Raw genomic sequence first — 20,416 nt, 5'->3', positions numbered from 1 at the left:
CAATCGAACCCACCAGCCGGCAAACCATGAAACCCATCGCTATCGGCACTAGCGTGTGTAGTCTCTCGGCATTGGCGCTGACGCTTCTGTTCCAGGGATCCGCTGTGGGCGCCGACGCGACGCCGGGTCAACCGTCGGTCGAGCGGATTACGCCGCATTGCGGCGCTGCCGACGGCCCGGCGCTTGCCAACGCCGACACGATCGCCGCGGGCCGATTCGCGAAGGCCGTGTGTCCCCGCCCCGAGATTCTTGGCACGCTAAAGCGTATCGATACACTCGCGCAACGACTGATGCCGCAATTGCAGCCGGCGTGGCGCGCGACGCTGAACGCACAGCAAGCCGCCTTCGCGCAGACCGCCAATAACTGCCCGAGCGATCAAGCCGGGCTCGCGCGATGTCTGGCCGACGCAATCGATCAACGCCTGAAAGACCTCGAAGACCTGCAAGCCGGCATCGAAGATCCGGCACCTCCATGCACGTCTGCGGACGTTTCCATCGTCGATGCACATGCCGGCGACGCCGGCATGTCTCATCAATTTTCCGCCTGGCTGTTCCGATATCACGGATCGTCCAGATGCCGGATAAGCGGATATCCAGCGATAGCCGTCTCCGACGTCAGCGGCCGCCCTCGCCCTTCGCTCGCCGTCTATTCCGGCAATACCTATTTCGCGCAGATGACGGGCACACCGCTCCCGGTGACGCTTTCCGCCGCGAACCGATCGGCGTGGTTCGGTATCGAGACCGCGTCCGCGTGCGATCCGCCGTCCTCGCTGACGGTCAAGGTCGCGTTGCCCGGTTCGACAACGTGGCTGCATACACTCTCGTTCCCTTACGCGAACTGCGCGGTCACAGTCACGCCCGTTGCTGCGATGTCGACGTTGCACGCGTTTCTGCAGTAGCGCCGGGACCGTATTGCTGTTCGTTGCCACGTCCGGGTCGGCGTTGGCGCGATAGGTCGCGTCGACGGGATTCGCGATTGAACCGGACGATCGGGGCCGGCGGCAGCGGCTTGCCGCGACAATGCGCGTATCGAATCGTTGCCTGCGTCGGCTTGCGACGACGATGCGCGTTTTTTGCTGCGTCGATGTGCATGGCGCGCGGCCCGCAGGCCGTGGTAGCAGGCCGAACAAACCTGGCGGTTCGCACGAGTGCAGCATTCGGTTCGCGGGCGCCGCAGCGACAGTCGGGAACATACGTTGCTCGTGTTCGCGCACCGCCTTTGCAACGCATGTCGGCGTTGCCCGATAACGACAGGAAATGAATACGGATATCGAACGTATGTCCGGCATCAATTGCCGAACAAGCGATTTTCTCGGCCACCTATTCCGCGCGTATTCCTATTTCGTCTCGTCCCGCCCATTAATTCGCATATTTTACCTATCGCCGCAGTAATAATTGCAACGGCACCGGCAATTAAATTCAATAGAAAAGCGCCGATCACGATTGACGCCCACTTTTACAGAAAACTAGAATCGCGTACGACGACTCGCATTTCATGTCTTCGCGCCATGAAACCATCGTTCCGTTCATAAGGAAAGGAGGCGTTCTCCAGCGACTGGTCCTGCATCGCGGCGACGCACTGCCGTTTCGTTTCATTCCTTTTCGGTATTTATCGATCGCCCGATTATCTGCCGCTCAATTCATCAATCCGCGCGCCGCGTTGCAACCGACACCGCAAATTCGTCCGAATAGCCGCATTCCATAACGATACGAAGCCGATATCCGCGCATTAGAACATTCCGATAAAAACCGCAGTCATCAGGAGGGTCATCAACATGCATCGCTTTGCGAAGTCGCTGTGTGTCGCGCTCGTCAGCGCCGGCCTGCTTGCCGCGTGCAACGACGACGACGTCAAATCGACCGCCACGCCGCCGTCGTCGAGTACCGCGCTGTCGTTCCGGATGGACACCGGCGGCCAGATCAACGCGTTCTTTCGGCAGGATCAGGTCGCCGCGCACCTGCTGGTGCGCTCGTCGACGAAGCCGCGCCTGCTCGTCGTGTTTCCGGCCGGCAACAGCGGCACCGGCGTGTGGTTCGACGACACCGCGCAGCCGGTGAACTGGAATCTCGACACGCCGCCGTCCGCGCTGTCGGCGCCCGACCCGCACGGCCGGCCGCTGTACGGAATCGGCGCGGACGTGTCGGTCGACACCGACACGCTGACGATCCGTCAGGGCCTGCTCAGCAACGTGCGCTTCCTGCGCGACTTCAACGGCAACGCGACGATTCCGCAGCAGATCGTCACCGCGCCGGCAGTCCAGGGCAGCACCGTGCAATGGCAGCGCGATCGCGTCGACGGCGCCCCCGGCTATGCACTGCGCATCACGCTGCGCGACGGCGGCACCATCGCATCGGCTGCCGGCGGCAAGCTCGTGCTGCGTGCGCCGGCGGGCTCGCGCACGCTGAAGCTGCACGTCGACGCGTTGACGGGCGAGATGCCGCTCGCGCCGATCACGCACGCCGATCTGTTCGCGCCGTCCGTGAATCCCGACCCGGTCAGCCAGAACGTGCTCGAATTCCTGAGCTTCCACGACAAGCTGCTCGCGGGCTCGTGGCAATACGACACGTACTTCGGCCGCGACACGCTGATTTCGGTCCGCATGCTGATGCCGGTGCTCCAGCCGGCGGCGATCGAGGCCGGCCTGTCGTCGGTGCTGAGCCGGCTGTCGGACGACGGCAAGGTCGCGCACGAAGAAGGCATCGGCGAATTCGCGCTGATCGACAACCAGAAGAACGGACGGTCGAACGACGCGTCGCCCACCTACGACTACAAGATGATCGACAGCGATTACCTGCTCGCGCCGATCGCGGCCGCGTGGCTGATCGACGATCCGCGCGGTCAGGCGCGCGCGGCCGAGTATCTCGCGCAACGCGGCAGCGACGGCCGCACCAACGGCAGCCGACTCGTCGTCAATCTGCTGCACGTCGCGACGACCGCGCAGCCGTTCGCGCAGCAGCCGTCGGTCGCGAACCTGATCCGGCTGCGGCCCGGCGAAATCGTCGGCAACTGGCGCGACAGTACCGACGGGCTCGGCGGCGGCGTCTACCCGTACGACGTGAATGCGGTGCTCGTGCCGGCCGCGCTGCGCGCGGCGAACGCGTTCCTCGCGCGCGGGCTGCTCGATCCGTACCTCGATGCCGGCCAGCGCGCGACGCTCGCGAACACGGCAGCCGAAGCGGCGACGTGGGAGCAGCAGGCGCCGCCGCTGTTCCAGGTGAGCGTGCCGGCCGCGCAGGCGGCTGCCGACGTGGCCGCCTATGCGCCGTCTGCCGGCGTGCCGGCCGGCGCGGCGCCGACCGCGCCGCTGACGTTCTACGCGCTGTCGCTCGACGCGCAGGGCAACCCGATCCCGGTGATGAATTCGGACGGCGGCTTCGCGCTGTTGTTCGGTACGCCGCCGGATGACGAACTGCAACGGATCGTCGCCGACGTCACGCGGCCGTTCCCGACCGGGCTCGTCACCGATGTCGGGATGCTGATCGCGAACCCGGCCTATGCGAGCCAGGCGCTGTGGCCGAAGTTCACGAGTTCCGCGTATCACGGCACGGTGATCTGGTCGTGGCAGCAGGCGATGTGGGTCGCCGGGCTCGATCGCCAGCTCGCGCGTCAGGACCTGTCGGCCGCCACGCGCTCGCTGCTGTCGCAGGCGCGGCAAACCGTCTGGCAGGTGATCTCGAACGGACGCGACATGCGCACGTCCGAGATGTGGACGTGGTCGTACGTGAACGGTCAATACCAGGCCGACGCGTTCGGCACGCGCAGCGCGGATGCGACCGAGGCGAACGCCGCGCAGCTGTGGAGCACGACGTATCTCGCGATCCGCGATCCGCAACTGCGTGCGGGCAAGTACTGGTGGCAGGCGTCGCAGTCGACGCCCGACACGCAGCCGCAGCGCGCGACGGCCGTCGCGTCGCGATAGTTGCAACCGCAGCGCGAGCGCCCGGCCGCTCGCGCTGCGCGCAGGCCGGGCGACGTCGGCGGCGGCGCGCCTGCCGCACGTAACGGCGTAATGCCGTCAGTGCGCGACCACGCGATTGCGCCCTTCCCGCTTCGCCTGATACAGCCGCTCGTCGACGACGCGCAGCAATGCATCGACGGTGCTGCCGTCGACGCCGTACTGCGCGACGCCGACGCTGACGGTCACCTGCACGCGCTTGAAATCGAGGCCGAACGGCGCGCTCGCGATCGACGAGCGCACGCGCTCGGCGGTCATCCGTGCGCCTTCGAGCGGCATCTCCGGCAGCAGCGCCATGAATTCCTCGCCGCCGACGCGCGCAAGGCCGCCGGCCGGCCGGATCGCTTCGAGACACTGACGCACGACGCCGCGCAGCACCTCGTCGCCGATCTGGTGTCCGTACGCGTCGTTGATGTGCTTGAAGTTGTCGAGATCGAGTGCGAGCAGGCAGAACGGCGTGCCGTCGCGTTCGGCGCGCACGATCTCGCGCTCGACCTGCGCGATGAACTGGCGGCGGTTCGACGCGCCGGTCATCGGATCGGTCGCGGCCATGTATTCGAGCTTCTGGTTCGTGCGGCGCAGTTCCTGCAGCGCGCTCTCGGTGCGCGCCATCGATTCGGCGAGCCGGCTCATCAGATCCTGCTGGCTGTAGATCGCCGAGAACGAGCGCGTGGTCTGCAGCGCCTGCACGACGCCGTAGCTCAGCAGAAAAAAGCCGCCGGCGAAGATCGCATGCGCGAGCCACCACATGTGATTCCACGGCTTGCCGAGGATGAACGCGAACGACGACAGCGCGAACGCCATGATCGACACGCCGTAGATCACCATCAGCGGCGAGCGGATCCGCCGCGCGAGCATCAGCGCGACGTTGAGCAGCGAAAACACGAGCGCGCCGCCTTCCATCGACAGCCGCGTGCCGAGCGCACCCGCGACCGGCGAATACGCGATGTACGCGACCGCCACGTCGACGATAACGAACAGCACGATCCACGGCACCCACGTGCGTGCGCTCGTGCGTTTGTCGGCGCGATCGGGCGGCCGCGAATACGACAGCAGCCCCGTGAACAGCAGCACCGACATCACGAACCGCGACGCGGGGCCGTACAGCAGAAACAGCCAGATGTTGTGGTGCGCCATGCCGGTGAACATTCCGTGCAGCGCATAGATCATCGCGAAGCCGAGAAACCCGAGCGTGAGCCAGCGCAGCAGCGGCTCGCCGGACGACCGGTAGCAGACCCACGTCACATACGTGACGAACGCGCCCTCGAGCGTCGCGGCGGCGATTGCGAATTCATGGAAGGTATGGTTCTCGAACAGCGTGCGTGGATCGCTGAAGAACCACAGATAGGCGATCAGATAGGCAGGCAGCAACGCGAATCCGATCAGCAGGCATTTCGCGTAGAGCTTCGCGGCCGCGCTGACGACGCGCGGCGGTTCCCCGGCGGCATAGGTCGTACTCATTCGGTCCCCGATCGGTCTGCTGCGTGGTTCGAACGCTCGCGGCGCCGGAATGCGCGATGAGGCGCTGCGCCGGCTGCCGGACACGCGCGTCGCGCCTCGGCAGCGTGCGCGCGGCGGCCCCGTCTTGCCGAAAGCCCGATGTCAGAGCAAGTATAGGTGGGGCGATTCGTTTGACAAGTGAGGGGAAACGGCAGCGTCGTCGTCGTTCTGCGTGCTGCGGCGCGGGCGTTGCGCGCCGCCCGCGCAAAGATCAGACGATTTCGAACAGCCCGGCCGCGCCCTGTCCGCCGCCGATACACATCGTCACGACCGCGTATTTCACGCCGCGCCGCTTGCCTTCGATCAGCGCGTGACCGGTCAGCCGCGTGCCGGACACGCCGTACGGATGACCGACCGCGATCGCGCCGCCGTTCACGTTCAGCCGCTCGTCGGGAATCCCGAGCGTGTCGCGGCAGTACAGCACCTGCACCGCGAACGCTTCGTTCAGCTCCCACAACCCGATGTCGTCGACGCTCAGCCCCGCCTGCTTCAGCAGCTTCGGCACCGCGAACACCGGCCCGATTCCCATTTCGTCGGGCTCGCAGCCCGCGACCGCGAAGCCGCGGAATACGCCGAGCGGCTGCAGCCCTTCCTGCTGCGCGCGCTTCGCGCTCATCACCACGCACGCGGCCGCGCCGTCCGAGAACTGGCTCGCGTTGCCCGCGGTGATCACGCCGCCGGGCAGCGCCGGCCGGATCTTCGATACGCCGTCGAGGGTCGTGTCGGGCCGAATGCCTTCGTCGGCCGACACCGTCACTTCCTTCGTGAACAGCCGCCCGGTCGCGTTGTCCGCGACGCCGGCACGCACGGTGATCGGCACGATCTCGTCGCGAAAGCGGCCGGCTTCTTGCGCGGCCGCAGCCTTCAGCTGCGACTGCACGCCGTACTCGTCCTGCCGCTCCTTCGCGATCCCGTAGCGCTTCGCGACGTTCTCGGCCGTCTGCAGCATCGTCCAGTAGATTTCGGGCTTGTGTTCGAGCAGCCAGCCTTCGTACGCCATGTGCCGGTTCATCTCGTTCTGCACGCACGAGATCGACTCGACGCCGCCCGCGACGTACACGTCGCCTTCGCCGGCGATGATCCGCTGCGCGGCGAGCGCGACGGTCTGCAAGCCGGACGAGCAGAAGCGGTTCACCGTCATCCCCGGCACGGTGACCGGCAACCCGGCGCGCAACGCGATCTGCCGCGCGATATTGCCGCCGGTCGCGCCTTCGGGGTTCGCGCAGCCGACGATCACGTCCTCGACCTGCGCGGGGTCGAGCTTCGCACGCTCGAGCGCCGCGGCGACCACGTGGCCGCCGAGCGTCGCGCCGTGCGTCATGTTGAAGGCGCCGCGCCACGACTTCGCGAGCGGCGTGCGGGCGGTCGATACGATTACGGCTTCGGTCATGCGAGTCTCCTTCGGTCCTGCCGGATGTCCTGAATCGAACGGAAATGCGCTACGCGCGCGGGCGCGCGCCGGCCGCCGTCGCGCGCGCGACGCCCGCTGCCTGCAGCTGCTGCCACGCGTGCGCGAGCGACCCGTTCAGGTCGATGGCGCGGCACGCATCGTCGATCACAGCGGCGTCGAAGCCGGCCGCACGCGCGTCGAGCGCCGACCACGCGACGCAATAGTCGGTCGCGAGCCCGCAGCACCACACGCGCTTCGCACCGAGCTCGCGCAGATAGCCGGCCAGGCCCGTGCGCGTCGTGCGGTCGGCTTCGACGAATGCGGAATAGCTGTCGACCTGCGCGTTGCCGCCCTTGCGGATCACGAGCCGCGCATGCGGGATGTCGAGATCGCGATGCAGCGCCGCGCCTTCGGTGTCCTGCACGCAGTGCACGGGCCACAGCACCTGCTCGCCGTACGGCAGCGCGAGCGTCGAGAACGGCTCGCGTCCCGGATGGTTCGCCGCGAACGATACGTGCTCGCGCGGATGCCAGTCCTGCGTCAGCACGACGTGGTCGAAGCGCTGCGCGAGCGCATTGATCGCCGGCACGATCGCGTCGCCGTCGGGCACCGCGAGCGCGCCGCCCGGCATGAAGTCGTATTGCACGTCGATGACGAGCAGCACGTCGTCGGTGCGTGTCATTGCATCTCTCCTTGCGAAACGTGACGCGTTGCGCGGCCGACGACGCGGCCGACGTCGTCAGCCGTTGAAACCGCGGCCGGCCTTCGCGAGCTCGACGATCGACGGCGCGATCTGCCATGCGTCGCCGTTCGGCGCGGCCGCGTAGCGGCGGATCGCGCGCTCGACGTTGTACAGGCCGACCATGTCCGCGTACAGCATCGGGCCGCCGCGCCAGATGGGAAAGCCGTAGCCGGTCAGATACACCATGTCGATATCGGACGCCTTCGACGCGATCCTTTCCTCGAGAATCTTCGCGCCTTCGTTGACGAGCGCGTACACGAGCCGCTCGACGATCTCGTCGTCGCCGATCGTACGCCGCGCGATGCCGCGTTCGTTCGAATACGCGCGCACCATCTCGTCGACGAGCGCCGACGGCCGTGCGCGGCGCTCGCCCGGCGCGTAGTCGTACCAGCCGGCGCCCGTCTTCTGGCCGAAGCGGCCCTGCTCGCACAGGCGGTCGGCGATCTTCGAATAGTGGAGATCGGGCTTCTCGACGTAGCGGCGCTTGCGGATCGCCCAGCCGATGTCGTTGCCGGCGAGGTCGCTCATCCTGAACGGCCCCATCGCGAAACCGAACGCCTCGATCGCGCGATCGATCTGCGCGGGCAGCGCGCCTTCCTCGAGCATGAACAGCGCCTGGCGGATGTACTGCTCGATCATCCGGTTGCCGATGAAGCCGTCGCACACGCCCGACACGACGGCCGTCTTGCGGATCTTCTTCGCGACGGCCATCACGGTCGCGAGCGCGTCCTTCGCGGTCTGCGCGCCGCGCACGACCTCTAGCAGCTTCATCACGTTCGCGGGACTGAAGAAATGCATGCCGACGACGTCGTGCGGCCGCTTCGTGAACGACGCGATCCGGTTCACGTCGAGCGTCGACGTGTTCGACGCGAGGATCGCACCCGGCTTCGCGACTTCGTCGAGCCGGCGGAACACCCGCTCCTTCACGTCGAGCTCCTCGAACACCGCTTCGACGATCAGGTCCGCGTCCTTCAGATCGTCGTACGACAGCGTCGGCGCGATCAGCGCGATGCGCGCGTCGCGCTGATCGTGCGTGAGCTTGCCCTTCGCCACCTGGGCGTCGTAGTTCTTGCGGATCGTCGCGAGGCCGCGCTCGAGCGCTTCCTGCGTCGTCTCGAGCAGCGTGACGGGCAGCCCCGCGTTGACGAAGTTCATCGCGATTCCGCCGCCCATCGTGCCCGCGCCGATCACGCCGACACGGCGGATCTCGCGCACCGGCGTGTCGGCCGGCACGTCGGGAATCTTGCTCGCCGCGCGCTCGGCGAAGAACGCATGCCGCATCGCGCGGCTTTCCGGCGTCATCATCAGCGCGACGAAGCCTTCGCGTTCCGCGGCGCTGCCCTTGTCGAAGCCGTGCAGCACGCCGGCCTCGATCGCGTCGATGCAGCGGTGCGGCGCAGGGAAATTCGGCGCGGCCGCCTTCACCGAATTGCGCGCGAACTGGATGAAGCCCGCCGCGTTGTCGTGGACGATCTTGCGATCGCGCACGCGCGGATGCGGCCCCGGCCGCGCGCCGACCTTGCGCGCGAACGCGAGCGCCGCATCGAGCAGGTCGCCGCCGGCGATGTCGTCGAACAGTCCGCTGTCCGCGAGCTGCTCGGACGGCACCGGCGTACCCGACACGATCATGTTCAGCGCCGTTTCGAGGCCGACCGCGCGCGGCAGCCGCTGCGTGCCGCCCGCGCCCGGCAGCAGGCCGAGCTTCACTTCGGGCAGCGCGATCTGCGCGCGCGGCGCCGCGATCCGGTAATGCGCGCCGAGCGCGAGTTCGAGGCCGCCGCCCATCACGACGCCGTGCAGCGCCGCGACGACCGGCTTCGCGCTCGCTTCTACCGCGCGGATCACGGTGTGCAGCGTCGGCTCCTGCAGCGCCTTCGGCGTGTTGAATTCGGTGATGTCGGCGCCGCCGGAGAACGCGCGTCCCGCGCCGGTGAGCACGATCGCCGCGATCGACGGATCCTGCGCGGCGCGATCGAGCGCGTCCATGATGCCGAGCCGCGTCGACAGCCCGAGCCCGTTGACCGGCGGATTGTCGAGCGTGATGACGGCCACGCCGTCGCGAGTCGAATAGTCCACTGCCATCTGCCTGCCTCCATGCATCGCGCGCCACGGCGGCTGCGCTTGATCGTGCGCGGTCGAACGGCCGCATGTCCGGATCGAACGCAGGCAGCATACAACGAAAAAGAACGGTCGTTCAATTTGAATTTGCATGCCGGTCCGGCAAGCGGACCGGCACGCGCATCGGCGGCCGCGATGCAGGCCGCGGCGGCTCGCGCGAACGGATTACGACGCGCAGACCGCCGTCGGCAGCACGTAGTCGCGGAACATCTCGCGCAGCTTCAGTTTCTGCAGCTTGCCGGTCGCGGTGTGCGGCAGCGATTCGACGAACACGACGTCGTCCGGAATCCACCACTTCGCGACCTTCCCTTCGTAGAACGCGAGCAGCGCGTCGCGCGTCAGGTTCGCGCCGTCGCGCGGCACGACGACGAGCAGCGGCCGCTCGGTCCATTTCGGATGGGCGCACGCGATGCACGCGGCCTCGGCGACGCCCGGATGCGCGATCGCGACGTTCTCGACGTCGATCGAGCTGATCCACTCGCCGCCCGACTTGATCACGTCCTTGCTGCGATCGGTGATCTGCAGGAAGCCGTCCGGATCGATCGTCGCGACGTCGCCGGTCGGGAACCAGCCGTCCGAGAGCGGCGATTCGTCGCTACCGAAATAGTGGTCGATCACCCATGGGCCGCGCACCTGCAGTTCGCCGAACGCGACGCCGTCCCACGGCAGCTCGCGGCCGTCGTCGCCGACGATCCGCATGTCGACGCCGCAGATCACGCGTCCCTGCTTCTCCAGCAGCCGGCGCTGCGCGTCGAGCGGCCGCTGCGACTGCGCCCAGTTCAGCTTCGCGAGCGTGCCGAGCGGCGACAGCTCGGTCATTCCCCATGCATGGATCACGCGCACGCCGTATTCGTCCTCGAACGTGCGCAGCATCGCCGGCGGGCACGCGGAGCCGCCGATCACCGTACGGTTCAGCGTCGAGAAGCGCACGCCCGCATCGCGCATGTAGTTGAGCAGGCCGAGCCACACGGTCGGCACGCCGGCCGAAAACGTCACGCGCTCGGCCTCCATCAGCTCGTACAGCGACTTGCCGTCGAGATCCTTGCCGGGCAGCACGAGCTTGCCGCCGGTGAGCGGCACCGCGTACGGCAGCCCCCACGCGTTCACGTGGAACATCGGCACGACCGGCAGCACCGCATCGAGCGCGGACAGGTTCATCGCGTCGGGCAGCGCGGCGCCGTACGCGTGCAGCACCGTCGATCGATGCGAATACAGCACGCCTTTCGGGTTGCCGGTCGTGCCCGACGTGTAGCAGAGCCCCGACGCCTGCCGTTCGTCGAGGCGCGGCCAGTCGTAGTCGCCGTCCTCCGCTTCGACGAGCGTTTCGTAGCAGAGCAGCGGCGTTGCGGCCGCCGGCACGTGCGCGGCGTCCGTCATCGCGATCCAGCCCTGCACGTGCGGGCACTGCGGCGCGATCGCGTCGACCAGCGGCGCGAAATTGATGTCGAAGAAGACGTAGCGGTCTTCCGCGTGATTGACGATGTATGCGATCTGCTCGGGAAAGAGGCGCGGATTGATCGTGTGGCACACGGCGCCCATGCCGCCGATCCCGTAATACGCCTCGAGGTGCCGATAGCCGTTCCATGCGAGCGTGCCGACGCGCTCGCCCGTCTCGACGCCGAGCCGCGCAAGCGCCTGCGCAAGCTGCTTCGCGCGCCGTTCGCAATCGCGGTACGTGTAGCGATGCACGTCGCCTTCCACGCGCTTCGACACGATCTCCGTGTCGCCGGCATATCGCGCGGCATGCGCGATCAGCGACGACACGAGCAGCGGCATGTCCATCATCTGGCCCAGCAACGGTTTACCCATCGTCTCGTTCTCCCTGAAGGACGCGAAGCGGCGACTCGCCGGCACGCGCCCGTCAGCGGCCCGCACTGGCGTCGCGCGGCGCGCGGCCGCCATGCGGGCGGCGCGGCGCCGCCTTACAATATCGACTTACCCAAAGGCGCTCAACATGTCGTTTTCCCGAAGCGCAGCCGATGCGGCTGACACCCTCCCCGACCTCGCCGCGACGCTCGCCGCCCCCGCCGAACGCGCATTCGTCACGCTGGGCCCCGCGTTTCAAACGCGTCTGCCGGCCGCACCGCTGCCCGCACCTTACGTCGTCGGCTTTTCCGACGACGTCGCGCGGCTGCTCGGGCTGCCGGAATCGATCGCCGCGCAGCCCGCGTTCGCCGAGCTGTTCGCCGGCAACCCGACGCGCGACTGGCCGGCCGACGCGATGCCGTACGCATCGGTCTACTCGGGCCACCAGTTCGGCGTATGGGCCGGCCAGCTCGGCGACGGCCGCGCGCTGACGATCGGCGAGCTCGCCGGCACCGACGGCCGCCGCTACGAGCTGCAGCTGAAAGGCAGCGGCCGCACGCCGTATTCGCGAATGGGCGACGGCCGCGCGGTGCTGCGCTCGTCGATCCGCGAATTCCTGTGCTCCGAGGCGATGCATCATCTCGGCATCCCGACCACGCGCGCGCTGACGGTCGTCGGCTCCGACCACCCGGTGGTGCGCGAGGAGATCGAGACGGCGGCCGTCGTCACGCGCGTGTCGGAGAGCTTCGTGCGCTTCGGCCACTTCGAGCACTTCTTCTCGAACGATCGGCCGGACCTGCTTCGCGCGCTCGCCGATCACGTGATCGACCGCTTCTATCCGGCCTGCCGCGATGCCGACGATCCGTACCTCGCGCTGCTCGAAGCCGTGACGCTGCGCACCGCCGATCTCGTTGCGCAATGGCAGGCGGTCGGCTTCTGCCACGGCGTGATGAACACCGACAACATGTCGATCCTCGGCGTGACGCTCGACTACGGACCGTTCGGCTTCGTCGACGCGTTCGACGCGAACCACATCTGCAACCACTCCGACACGAGCGGCCGCTATGCGTACCGGATGCAGCCGCGCATCGCGCACTGGAACTGCTACTGCCTCGCGCAGGCGCTGCTGCCGCTGATCGGGCTGCAGCACGGCATCGCGGACGACGATGCGCGCGCCGAGCGCGCGGTCGACGACGCACAGGCCGTGCTCGCGAAGTTTCCGGAACGCTTCGGCCCCGCGCTCGAGCGCGCGATGCGCGCGAAGCTCGGCCTCGAGCTCGAACGCGAGCACGACGCAGAGCTCGCGAACCAGCTGCTCGAAACGATGCACGCGAGCCGCGCGGATTTCACGCTGACGTTTCGGCGGCTCGCGCAGCTGTCGAAGCACGACGCGAGCCGCGACGCGCCGGTGCGCGATCTGTTCATCGACCGCGACGCGTTCGACGCGTGGGCGAACCTCTATCGCGCGCGGCTGTCCGAGGAAACGCGCGACGACGCCGCGCGCGCCGCCGCGATGAACCGCGTGAACCCGAAATACGTGCTGCGCAACCATCTGGCCGAAGTTGCGATCCGGCGCGCGAAGGAGAAGGATTTTTCGGAAGTCGAACGGCTCGCGCAGGTGCTGCGCCGGCCGTTCGACGAACAACCGGAGCATGAAGCGTATGCGGCATTGCCGCCCGACTGGGCCGGCTCGCTCGCAGTGAGCTGCTCGTCGTGACCCGCGCGACTCGACCGACCGATCAGGAGAACCCTCACATGGCACACGATTCCGACGACAAGACCTACCCGTACCGGAAGGACGACGCCGAGCTGCGCCGTCGCCTCACGCCGCTGCAATACGAGGTCACGCAGCATGCGGCGACCGAGCGTGCGTTCACCGGCGAATACACCGACACCGAAGATCCGGGCATCTACAAGTGCGTCGTCTGCGACACGCCGCTGTTCGAATCGGGCGCGAAGTTCCATTCGGGCTGCGGCTGGCCCAGCTACTTCAAGCCGCTGAACGGCGAGGTGATCGACGAGAAGATCGACTACTCGCACGGGATGGTGCGGGTCGAGGTGCGCTGCAACCACTGCGGCGCGCATCTCGGCCACGTGTTCGAGGACGGCCCGCGCGACAAGACCGGCCTGCGGTACTGCATCAATTCGGCTGCGTTAAACTTCGAGTCCCGACCCGAGAACGAATGAGCGGCGCCGGGCGGATCGGCGGGGCGACCCTCACCGGGCGGCGTTCTTGCGCCGCGCCGATCCGCGACGGCGGCGCCCCGGCGGGTTCCTACAACGGTGAAAGGCCGCATGCGCGGCCTTTCACGCAGCTGCGAGCGCCATGAAATTCCTGTTCGATCTGTTTCCGATCATCCTGTTTTTCGCCGCCTTCAAGGTCTGGGGCATCTTCACCGCCACCGCTGTCGCGATCGCCGCGACGCTCGCCCAGGTCGCATGGGTCGCCTTCCGGCACCGGAAGGTCGACACGATGCTGTGGGTCAGCCTCGGCGTGATCGTGGTCTTCGGCGGCGCTACCCTCGTGCTGCATGACGAGAAATTCATTCAATGGAAACCGACCGTGCTGTACTGGCTGTTTGCGATCGGCCTGCTCGCCGCGCGCTACGCGTTCGGCAAGAATCTGATCGAGAAGATGATGGGCAAGCAGCTCACGCTGCCGCATCCCGTGTGGGACAAGCTGAACGTCGCGTGGGCGCTGTTCTTCGCGGTGCTCGGCATCGCGAACCTGTACGTGGTGCACAACTTCACCGAATCGCAGTGGGTGAACTTCAAGCTGTTCGGCACGACGGGCGCGATGGTCGTGTTCATCATCCTGCAGAGCCTGTGGCTCACGAAGTACATGAAGGACGAATGACATGACGGACGCCTTTCTGCACGCATCGCCCGACAAACGCATCGCGCTGATCGAGACGCGCCTGACCGCCGCGCTCGCGCCGCAGTCGCTCACGGTGCGCGACGACAGCGCGCAGCATGCCGGTCACGCCGGCGCAGCCGCGGGCGGCCACTACACGGTCACGATCGTGTCGGCTGCGTTCGCGGGCAAGCCGCGCGTCGCGCGGCATCGGCTGGTGTATGATGCGCTCGCCGATGCGATGCAGCGCGGCATTCACGCGCTCGCGATCGTGGCTTACACGCCCGAAGAATTCAACGAATCTTCAATCTAGTCTCATTAGGAATTCCCGATGATCCTGACCTCTCCCCGCCTGTGGGTCGCGGCGGCTGCGTTCGCAGCGGCGCCGGCATTCGCCCAGAACATCGCCGTCGTCAACGGCACGCCGATTCCGAAGTCGCGCGCCGATGCGATGGTCGCGCAGCTCGTCCAGCAAGGGCAGACCGACAGCCCGCAACTGCAGCAGGCCGTGCGCCAGGAGCTGGTGAACCGCGAAATCCTGATGCAGGAAGCGATCCGCGAAGGCATCCCGAATCGTCCGGACGTGAAGGCGCAGGTCGCCGTCGCGCAGCAGACGGTCGTGCTGCGCGCGATGATCGAGAACTTCCTGAAGAAGAACCAGCCGACCGACGCCGAAGTGAAGGCGCGCTACGACGAGCTCGTCAAGGGTGCGGGCGGCAATCGCGAATATCACCTGCATCACATCCTCGTCGACAGCGAGCAGCAGGCGAAGGAGCTGATCGCGAAGATCAAGGCCGGCGCGAAGTTCGAGGATCTCGCGAAGCAATACTCGAAGGATCCGGGCTCGGGCAAGAACGGCGGCGACCTCGACTGGTCCGATCCGAAGGCGTACGTGCCGGAATTCGCGGCCGCCGCGCAGAAGCTGCAGAAAGGCCAGATGACCGATCAGCCGGTGAAGACGCAGTTCGGCTGGCACATCATCCGCGTCGACGACATCCGCGACATCGCGCCGCCGCCGTTCGACCAGGTGAAGGCGCAGATCGCGCAGCAGATCGTCCAGCAGAAACTGCAGGCATTCGAGGAAGGGCTGCGCCAGCAGGCGAAGATCCAGTAACGCCCGCGCACGGCACACGCCGTTGCACGAAGAAAGCCGCTCCCTGCGAGCGGCTTTTTTTATCGCGGTGCCGCCGACAAAAAAGGCCGCCCGATCGACGATCGAGCGGCCTTCGGCTGGCGTGCGACGGCGGATGTCCGACGCGGATCGCTACGCGTGATCGCGGTGGAACGCGTCGTGATAGCGCACGGAGCCGGACGGCCGCAGCGCCGCTTCGTCGAACGGCAGCGCCAGAAAATACTCGCGCGGTGCCGACGGAAACACGATGTCGTCGAACTGCGCGAACCCGAAACGCGTGTAGTACGCGGGCTCGCCGAGCACGACGCAACCGCGTGCGCCGAGCCGGCGCAGCGCGTCGAGCCCGGTGCGTACGAGCCCGGCGCCGATGCTCTGCCGCCGGCAGTCCGGCAGCACCGCGAGCGGCGCGAGGCCGTACCATTGCGCGGCCTCGGCCGTTTCGGCGCCGATCGCGACCGGCGAAAACGCGACGTGGCCGACCACCTGCCCGTCGCGCTCCGCGACGAGCGACACGGTGAGCGCGCGGTCCGCGCGCAGCGCAGCGACGATCTGCCGCTCGAGCTGCCCGCCGCGCGGCTCGCCGGCGAACGCGGCGACGATCACGCGACCGATCGCCTCGACGTCGGTCTCGCGTTCGTCGCGCAGCGTGACGACGTCGACGCGCGCGTTCGGGTCGAAGAACATCGGCCGATCAGCCGATCCAGCGGCGCGCGTTGCGGAACACACGCATCCACGGGCTCGCGTCGTCCCAGCCTTCCGGATGCCAGCTCATCGTCACCGTGCGGTGCACGCGCTCCATGTGCGGCATCAGCACCGTAAAGCGGCCGTCGGCGGTCGTCACCGACGTGATGCCGGCCGGCGACCCGTTCGGGTTGAACGGATAGCGCTCGGTCGCCTCGCCGCGATGGTCGACATAGCGCATCGCGACCGCCACGCGGTCGATGTCGCCCTGCTGCGAGAAATCCGCATAACCTTCGCCGTGCGCGACCGCGACCGGAATCCGCGAGCCTTCCATTCCCGCGAAGAAGATCGACGGCGACTTCTCGACTTCGACGAACGAGAAGCGCGCTTCGAACTGCTCGGACTTGTTGCGCGTGAACTTCGGCCACGCGTGCGCGCCGGGGATCATCGATGCGAGGCTCGACAGCATCTGGCAGCCGTTGCAGATGCCGAGCGCGAACGTGTCCGGGCGCGCGAAGAACGCCGAGAACATGTCGGCCAGGTTCGCGTTGAAACGGATCGTCTTCGCCCAGCCTTCGCCGGCGCCGAGCACGTCGCCGTACGAGAACCCGCCGCATGCGACCGCGCCCGCGAAATCGGCGAGCGTCGCGCGGCCCGCGAGCAGATCGCTCATGTGCACGTCGTGCGCGTCGAAGCCCGCACGGTCGAACGCGTAAGCCGTTTCCAGATGCGAGTTCACGCCCTGCTCGCGCAGGATCGCGACGCGCGGCCGTGCGCCCGTCGCGATGAACGGCGCGGCGACGTCTTCCGCCGGATCGAAGCTCAGCACCGGCGAGATGCCCGGATCGGCCGCGTCGAGCAGCGCGTCGTATTCGGCGTCCGCACATGCGGGGTTGTCGCGCAGCCGCGCGATGCGCCAGCTCACTTCGCTCCATGCGCGATGCAGCTCCGCGCGCGGCGCGTCGAAGATCTTCTTTGCGTCGCGGTACACCTCGATCACGTCGCGGTCGTTGACCGTGCCGATCACGTGCGAGCACGCGGACAGCCCGAACTCGCGCAGCGCGCCGAGCACCGCGTCGCGCTCGGCCGCGCGCACCTGCACGACCGCGCCGAGCTCTTCGGAGAACAGCGCGCGCAGCGTGCGATCGTCGCGGCGGCCGCTCGTCTGCTTCGCCCAGTCTTTCGCGTCGCCGTAATCGGATTCGTGATCGGCGTCGAGCGTCAGCATGTCGACGTTCAGCGACACGCCCGCGTGGCCGGCGAACGCCATTTCGCAGACGGTGGCCCACAGGCCGCCGTCCGAGCGGTCGTGATACGCGAGCAGCTTGCCCTGCGCGTTCAGCGACTGGATCGCGGCGAAGAAACGCTTCAGGTCTTCCGGATCGTCGACGTCGGGCGTGTCGTTGCCGACCTGCTGCGTGACCTGCGCGAAGATGCTGCCGCCCATCCGGTTCTTGCCGCGGCCGAGATCGATCGCGATCAGCACGCTGTCGCCCGCGTCGGCGACGCGGCGCAGCTGCGGCGTCAGATGACGGCGCACGTCTTCGACCGGCGCGAACGCAGAGATGATCAGCGACACCGGTGCAACCACCTCCTTCGCGACGCCCTGCTCGTCCCACTTCGTCTTCATCGACAGCGAGTCCTTGCCGACCGGGATGCCGATCCCGAGCGCCGGGCACAGCTCCATGCCGATTGCCTTCACCGTGTCGAACAGCGCGGCGTCCTCGCCCGGCGTGCCGCACGCGGCCATCCAGTTCGCGGACAGCTTCAGCTTGTCGAGCGACGCGATCGGCGCGCTCGCGATGTTCGTGATCGCCTCGCCGACCGCCATGCGGCCCGACGCGGGCGCATCGATCACCGCGAGCGGCGTGCGCTCGGCCATCGTCATCGCCTCGCCGCGGAAGCCTGCGTAGTCGAGCGCGGTGATCGCGCAGTCGGCGACCGGCACCTGCCACGGGCCGACCATCTGGTCGCGCACCGACGTGCCGCCGACCGAGCGGTCGCCGATCGTGATCAGGAACGACTTGCTCGCGACCGTCGGATGCTTGAGCACGTCGACCGCGACTTCGGACAGCGCGATGCCGGTCACGTCGACCGGCGCACGCTCGGTGCGCACGCGCGCGACGTCGCGATGCATGCGCGGCGGCTTGCCGAGCAGCACTTCCATCGGCATGTCGACCGGGTATTCGGCTGCGCCGGTCGCCTGATCGTCGACGAGCTGCAGCTGCCGCTCGTCGGTCGCGACGCCGACCACCGAGAACGGGCAGCGCTCGCGCGCGCAGATCGCCTCGAAGCGCGGCAGGTCGGCCGGCGCGATCGCGAGCACGTAGCGCTCCTGCGCCTCGTTCGACCAGATTTCGCGCGGCGACAGCCCCGATTCCTCGAGCGCGACCTTGCGCAGCTCGAAGCGCGCGCCCTTGCCGGCGCCGTCGACGATCTCGGGGAACGCGTTCGACAGGCCGCCCGCGCCGACGTCGTGAATGCTGAGGATCGGGTTCTGCGCGCCGAGCTGCCAGCAGCTGTTGATCACTTCCTGCGCACGCCGCTCGATCTCCGGGTTGCCGCGCTGCACGGAGTCGAAGTCGAGCTCGGCCGTGTTCGCGCCGGTCGCCATCGAACTCGCGGCGCCGCCGCCCATGCCGATCCGCATGCCGGGGCCGCCGATCTGGATCAGCAGCGAGCCGGCCGGCACGTCGTGCTTGTGCGTGTGCTGATCCGCGATGTTGCCGAGGCCGCCCGCGATCATGATCGGCTTGTGATAGCCGCGCACCGTGCCGCCGACGTTCTGCTCGTACACGCGGAAATAGCCGCCGAGGTTCGGGCGGCCGAATTCGTTGTTGAACGCGGCGCCGCCGAGCGGGCCGTCGATCATGATCTGCAGCGGCGAGGCGATCCGGTCCGGGCGCCCGTACGGGCCGTGCGCGTCGTTCGGATTGCGCTCGGCGAGCGGCTGCGCGGCGTCGCGCGCGTTTTCCCACGGCTGGCGTGCGCCGGGCAGATCGAGGTTCGACACGGTGAAGCCCGTGAGGCCGGCCTTCGGACGCGCACCGCGGCCCGTCGCGCCTTCGTCGCGGATTTCGCCGCCCGCGCCGGTCGCCGCACCGGGGAACGGCGAGATCGCCGTCGGGTGGTTGTGCGTCTCGACCTTCATCAGCGTGTGCGTGAGCTCGACGTGACGGCCGTAGCGCTCGCCCGGCTCGCCCGGCGCGCCCGCGCCGCGCGGGAACCAGCGCTCGGCTTCGGCGCCCATCATGATCGACGAGTTGTCCGAATACGCGACGATCGTGCCTTGCGGGCTCAGCTTTTCCGTGTTGCGGATCATCGCGAACAGCGACATGTCCTGCGCTTGCCCGTCGATCGTCCACTGCGCGTTGAAGATCTTGTGGCGGCAGTGCTCGCTGTTCGCCTGCGCGAACATCATCAGCTCGACGTCGGTCGGATTGCGTTCGAGCTTGCGGAACGCGTCGACGAGGTAGTCGATCTCGTCGTCGGCGAGCGCCAGCCCGAGCTCGACGTTCGCGCGCTCGAGCGCGCCGCGGCCGACGCCGAGCACGTCGACGGTCGTGAGCGGCTTGGCCGGCAGTTCGTCGAACAGGTGCTTCGCATCGTCGCGCGCCGCGACCACGCTTTCGGTCATCCGGTCATGCAGCGCGGCCGCGACCGCTGCGCGCGCATCGTCGGACAGCGCCTTCTTGCCGCCGAGCAGCCCCGACTTCAGCGTGACCGTGAACTCGATCCCGCGCTCGATGCGGCGCACGTGCGCGAGGCCGCAGTGCTGCGCGATGTCGGTCGCCTTGCTCGCCCACGGCGACACCGTGCCGAAACGCGGTAGCACGACGAAGGTCTCGGTCGCGCCCTTCTCCGCCGCCGGCTCGAACGGCGCGCCGTAGTGCATCAGCGCGTCGATGCGCGCGCTGTCGTCGGCCGACAGCGGCTGCGCCGAATTGACGAAATGCAGATACCGGCCGCGCACCGCGACGATGTTGGCGTCGATTTGCCTGAGCGTGTCGAGCAGACGGGTTTGACGGAAATCGGAGAGGGCCGAAGCGCCGGGAAAACACGAGAAGTGAGCCATGGGCTGGACTGACGTCGATGAGTCGCGCTAGGTGGCGACGTGGGGCGAAAGGAAGGCCGTAATTATACCCGGAAGTCGCTCGCCCCAGACCGCCCGATCGGCGCCCGCGATGCGCGTCGGCGGCGCCTGCCCGCGTGCCGCGCGACGCCGCCCGGCGCGGCT

At 67.9% G+C, this 20,416-nt stretch carries 15 protein-coding genes; 8 read left to right on the top strand and 7 right to left on the bottom strand.

What is annotated here, in order from left to right; genetic code table 11:
* The first annotated feature begins 26 nt into the window (after positions 1 to 26).
* The 3 genes from BUB20358_RS09340 to BUB20358_RS09330 all read left to right on the top strand — a co-directional run bounded on the left by BUB20358_RS09340 (position 27) and on the right by BUB20358_RS09330 (position 3,920).
* Positions 27 to 899: a DUF4232 domain-containing protein gene (locus BUB20358_RS09340; protein ID WP_123806833.1), complete on the top strand. Its 873-nt coding sequence runs from the start codon at positions 27 to 29 to the stop codon at positions 897 to 899.
* Between the two features lie 596 nt (positions 900 to 1,495).
* Positions 1,496 to 1,705: a hypothetical protein gene (locus tag BUB20358_RS09335; RefSeq protein WP_123806832.1), complete on the top strand. Its 210-nt coding sequence runs from the start codon at positions 1,496 to 1,498 to the stop codon at positions 1,703 to 1,705.
* A 70-nt stretch (positions 1,706 to 1,775) separates the two neighbouring features.
* Complete coding sequence (locus BUB20358_RS09330; protein ID WP_006764135.1) at positions 1,776 to 3,920, top strand: glucosidase family protein; 2,145 nt, start codon at positions 1,776 to 1,778, stop codon at positions 3,918 to 3,920.
* A gap of 96 nt (positions 3,921 to 4,016) precedes the next feature.
* On the opposite strand, the gene BUB20358_RS09325 is transcribed toward BUB20358_RS09330, so the two are convergent.
* From BUB20358_RS09325 to BUB20358_RS09305, 5 genes are all read right to left on the bottom strand, one after another.
* Positions 4,017 to 5,417, bottom strand: coding sequence for a GGDEF domain-containing protein (locus BUB20358_RS09325; RefSeq protein ID WP_045552429.1), 1,401 nt, complete (start codon positions 5,415 to 5,417; stop codon positions 4,017 to 4,019).
* A gap of 250 nt (positions 5,418 to 5,667) precedes the next feature.
* The gene (locus BUB20358_RS09320) at positions 5,668 to 6,846 is read right to left on the bottom strand and encodes an acetyl-CoA C-acyltransferase (RefSeq protein ID WP_006764133.1); all 1,179 of its coding nucleotides are present in this window, start codon (positions 6,844 to 6,846) and stop codon (positions 5,668 to 5,670) included.
* Between the two features lie 49 nt (positions 6,847 to 6,895).
* Entirely contained in the window at positions 6,896 to 7,528 is a 633-nt protein-coding gene (gene pncA, locus BUB20358_RS09315) for a bifunctional nicotinamidase/pyrazinamidase (protein WP_035972224.1), read from the bottom strand.
* Between the two features lie 57 nt (positions 7,529 to 7,585).
* The gene (locus BUB20358_RS09310) at positions 7,586 to 9,670 is read right to left on the bottom strand and encodes a 3-hydroxyacyl-CoA dehydrogenase NAD-binding domain-containing protein (protein ID WP_006764131.1); all 2,085 of its coding nucleotides are present in this window, start codon (positions 9,668 to 9,670) and stop codon (positions 7,586 to 7,588) included.
* Between the two features lie 201 nt (positions 9,671 to 9,871).
* Positions 9,872 to 11,515, bottom strand: coding sequence for a 3-(methylthio)propionyl-CoA ligase (locus BUB20358_RS09305; protein ID WP_035972222.1), 1,644 nt, complete (start codon positions 11,513 to 11,515; stop codon positions 9,872 to 9,874).
* Positions 11,516 to 11,660: 145 nt separating this feature from the next.
* Here BUB20358_RS09305 and BUB20358_RS09300 point away from each other — a divergent pair, with 145 nt between their 5' ends.
* The 5 genes from BUB20358_RS09300 to BUB20358_RS09280 all read left to right on the top strand — a co-directional run bounded on the left by BUB20358_RS09300 (position 11,661) and on the right by BUB20358_RS09280 (position 15,480).
* The gene (locus tag BUB20358_RS09300; protein WP_035972219.1) at positions 11,661 to 13,229 is read left to right on the top strand and encodes a protein adenylyltransferase SelO; all 1,569 of its coding nucleotides are present in this window, start codon (positions 11,661 to 11,663) and stop codon (positions 13,227 to 13,229) included.
* 38 nt (positions 13,230 to 13,267) lie between these two features.
* Positions 13,268 to 13,699 (top strand): peptide-methionine (R)-S-oxide reductase MsrB, encoded by a 432-nt coding sequence (gene msrB / locus BUB20358_RS09295; RefSeq protein WP_006764128.1) that lies wholly within the window; start codon positions 13,268 to 13,270, stop codon positions 13,697 to 13,699.
* 139 nt (positions 13,700 to 13,838) lie between these two features.
* Positions 13,839 to 14,369, top strand: a complete 531-nt coding sequence (locus BUB20358_RS09290) for a septation protein A (protein ID WP_006764127.1) — start codon at positions 13,839 to 13,841, stop codon at positions 14,367 to 14,369.
* A gap of 1 nt (position 14,370) precedes the next feature.
* Positions 14,371 to 14,679: a BolA family protein gene (locus BUB20358_RS09285; protein WP_006764126.1), complete on the top strand. Its 309-nt coding sequence runs from the start codon at positions 14,371 to 14,373 to the stop codon at positions 14,677 to 14,679.
* An 18-nt stretch (positions 14,680 to 14,697) separates the two neighbouring features.
* Positions 14,698 to 15,480: a peptidylprolyl isomerase gene (locus BUB20358_RS09280; protein ID WP_006764125.1), complete on the top strand. Its 783-nt coding sequence runs from the start codon at positions 14,698 to 14,700 to the stop codon at positions 15,478 to 15,480.
* 150 nt (positions 15,481 to 15,630) lie between these two features.
* On the opposite strand, the gene BUB20358_RS09275 is transcribed toward BUB20358_RS09280, so the two are convergent.
* Together BUB20358_RS09275 and purL are read right to left on the bottom strand one after the other, a co-directional pair.
* A complete protein-coding gene (locus tag BUB20358_RS09275; RefSeq protein WP_035972217.1) occupies positions 15,631 to 16,182 on the bottom strand; it encodes a GNAT family N-acetyltransferase in 552 nt (183 codons plus the stop codon).
* Positions 16,183 to 16,189: 7 nt separating this feature from the next.
* Positions 16,190 to 20,254 carry a phosphoribosylformylglycinamidine synthase gene (gene purL, locus BUB20358_RS09270; RefSeq protein WP_035972215.1) on the bottom strand — a complete coding sequence of 1,355 codons (4,065 nt, stop codon included), beginning with the start codon at positions 20,252 to 20,254 and terminating at the stop codon, positions 16,190 to 16,192.
* Positions 20,255 to 20,416: the final 162 nt, after the last annotated feature.

It is taken from the genome of Burkholderia dolosa (assembly GCF_902499135.1).
GTDB classification, from domain to species: Bacteria; Pseudomonadota; Gammaproteobacteria; order Burkholderiales; family Burkholderiaceae; genus Burkholderia; species Burkholderia dolosa.
Note: the sequence above shows the minus strand (reverse complement) of the source record. Positions and strands in the feature narration are given on the sequence as shown.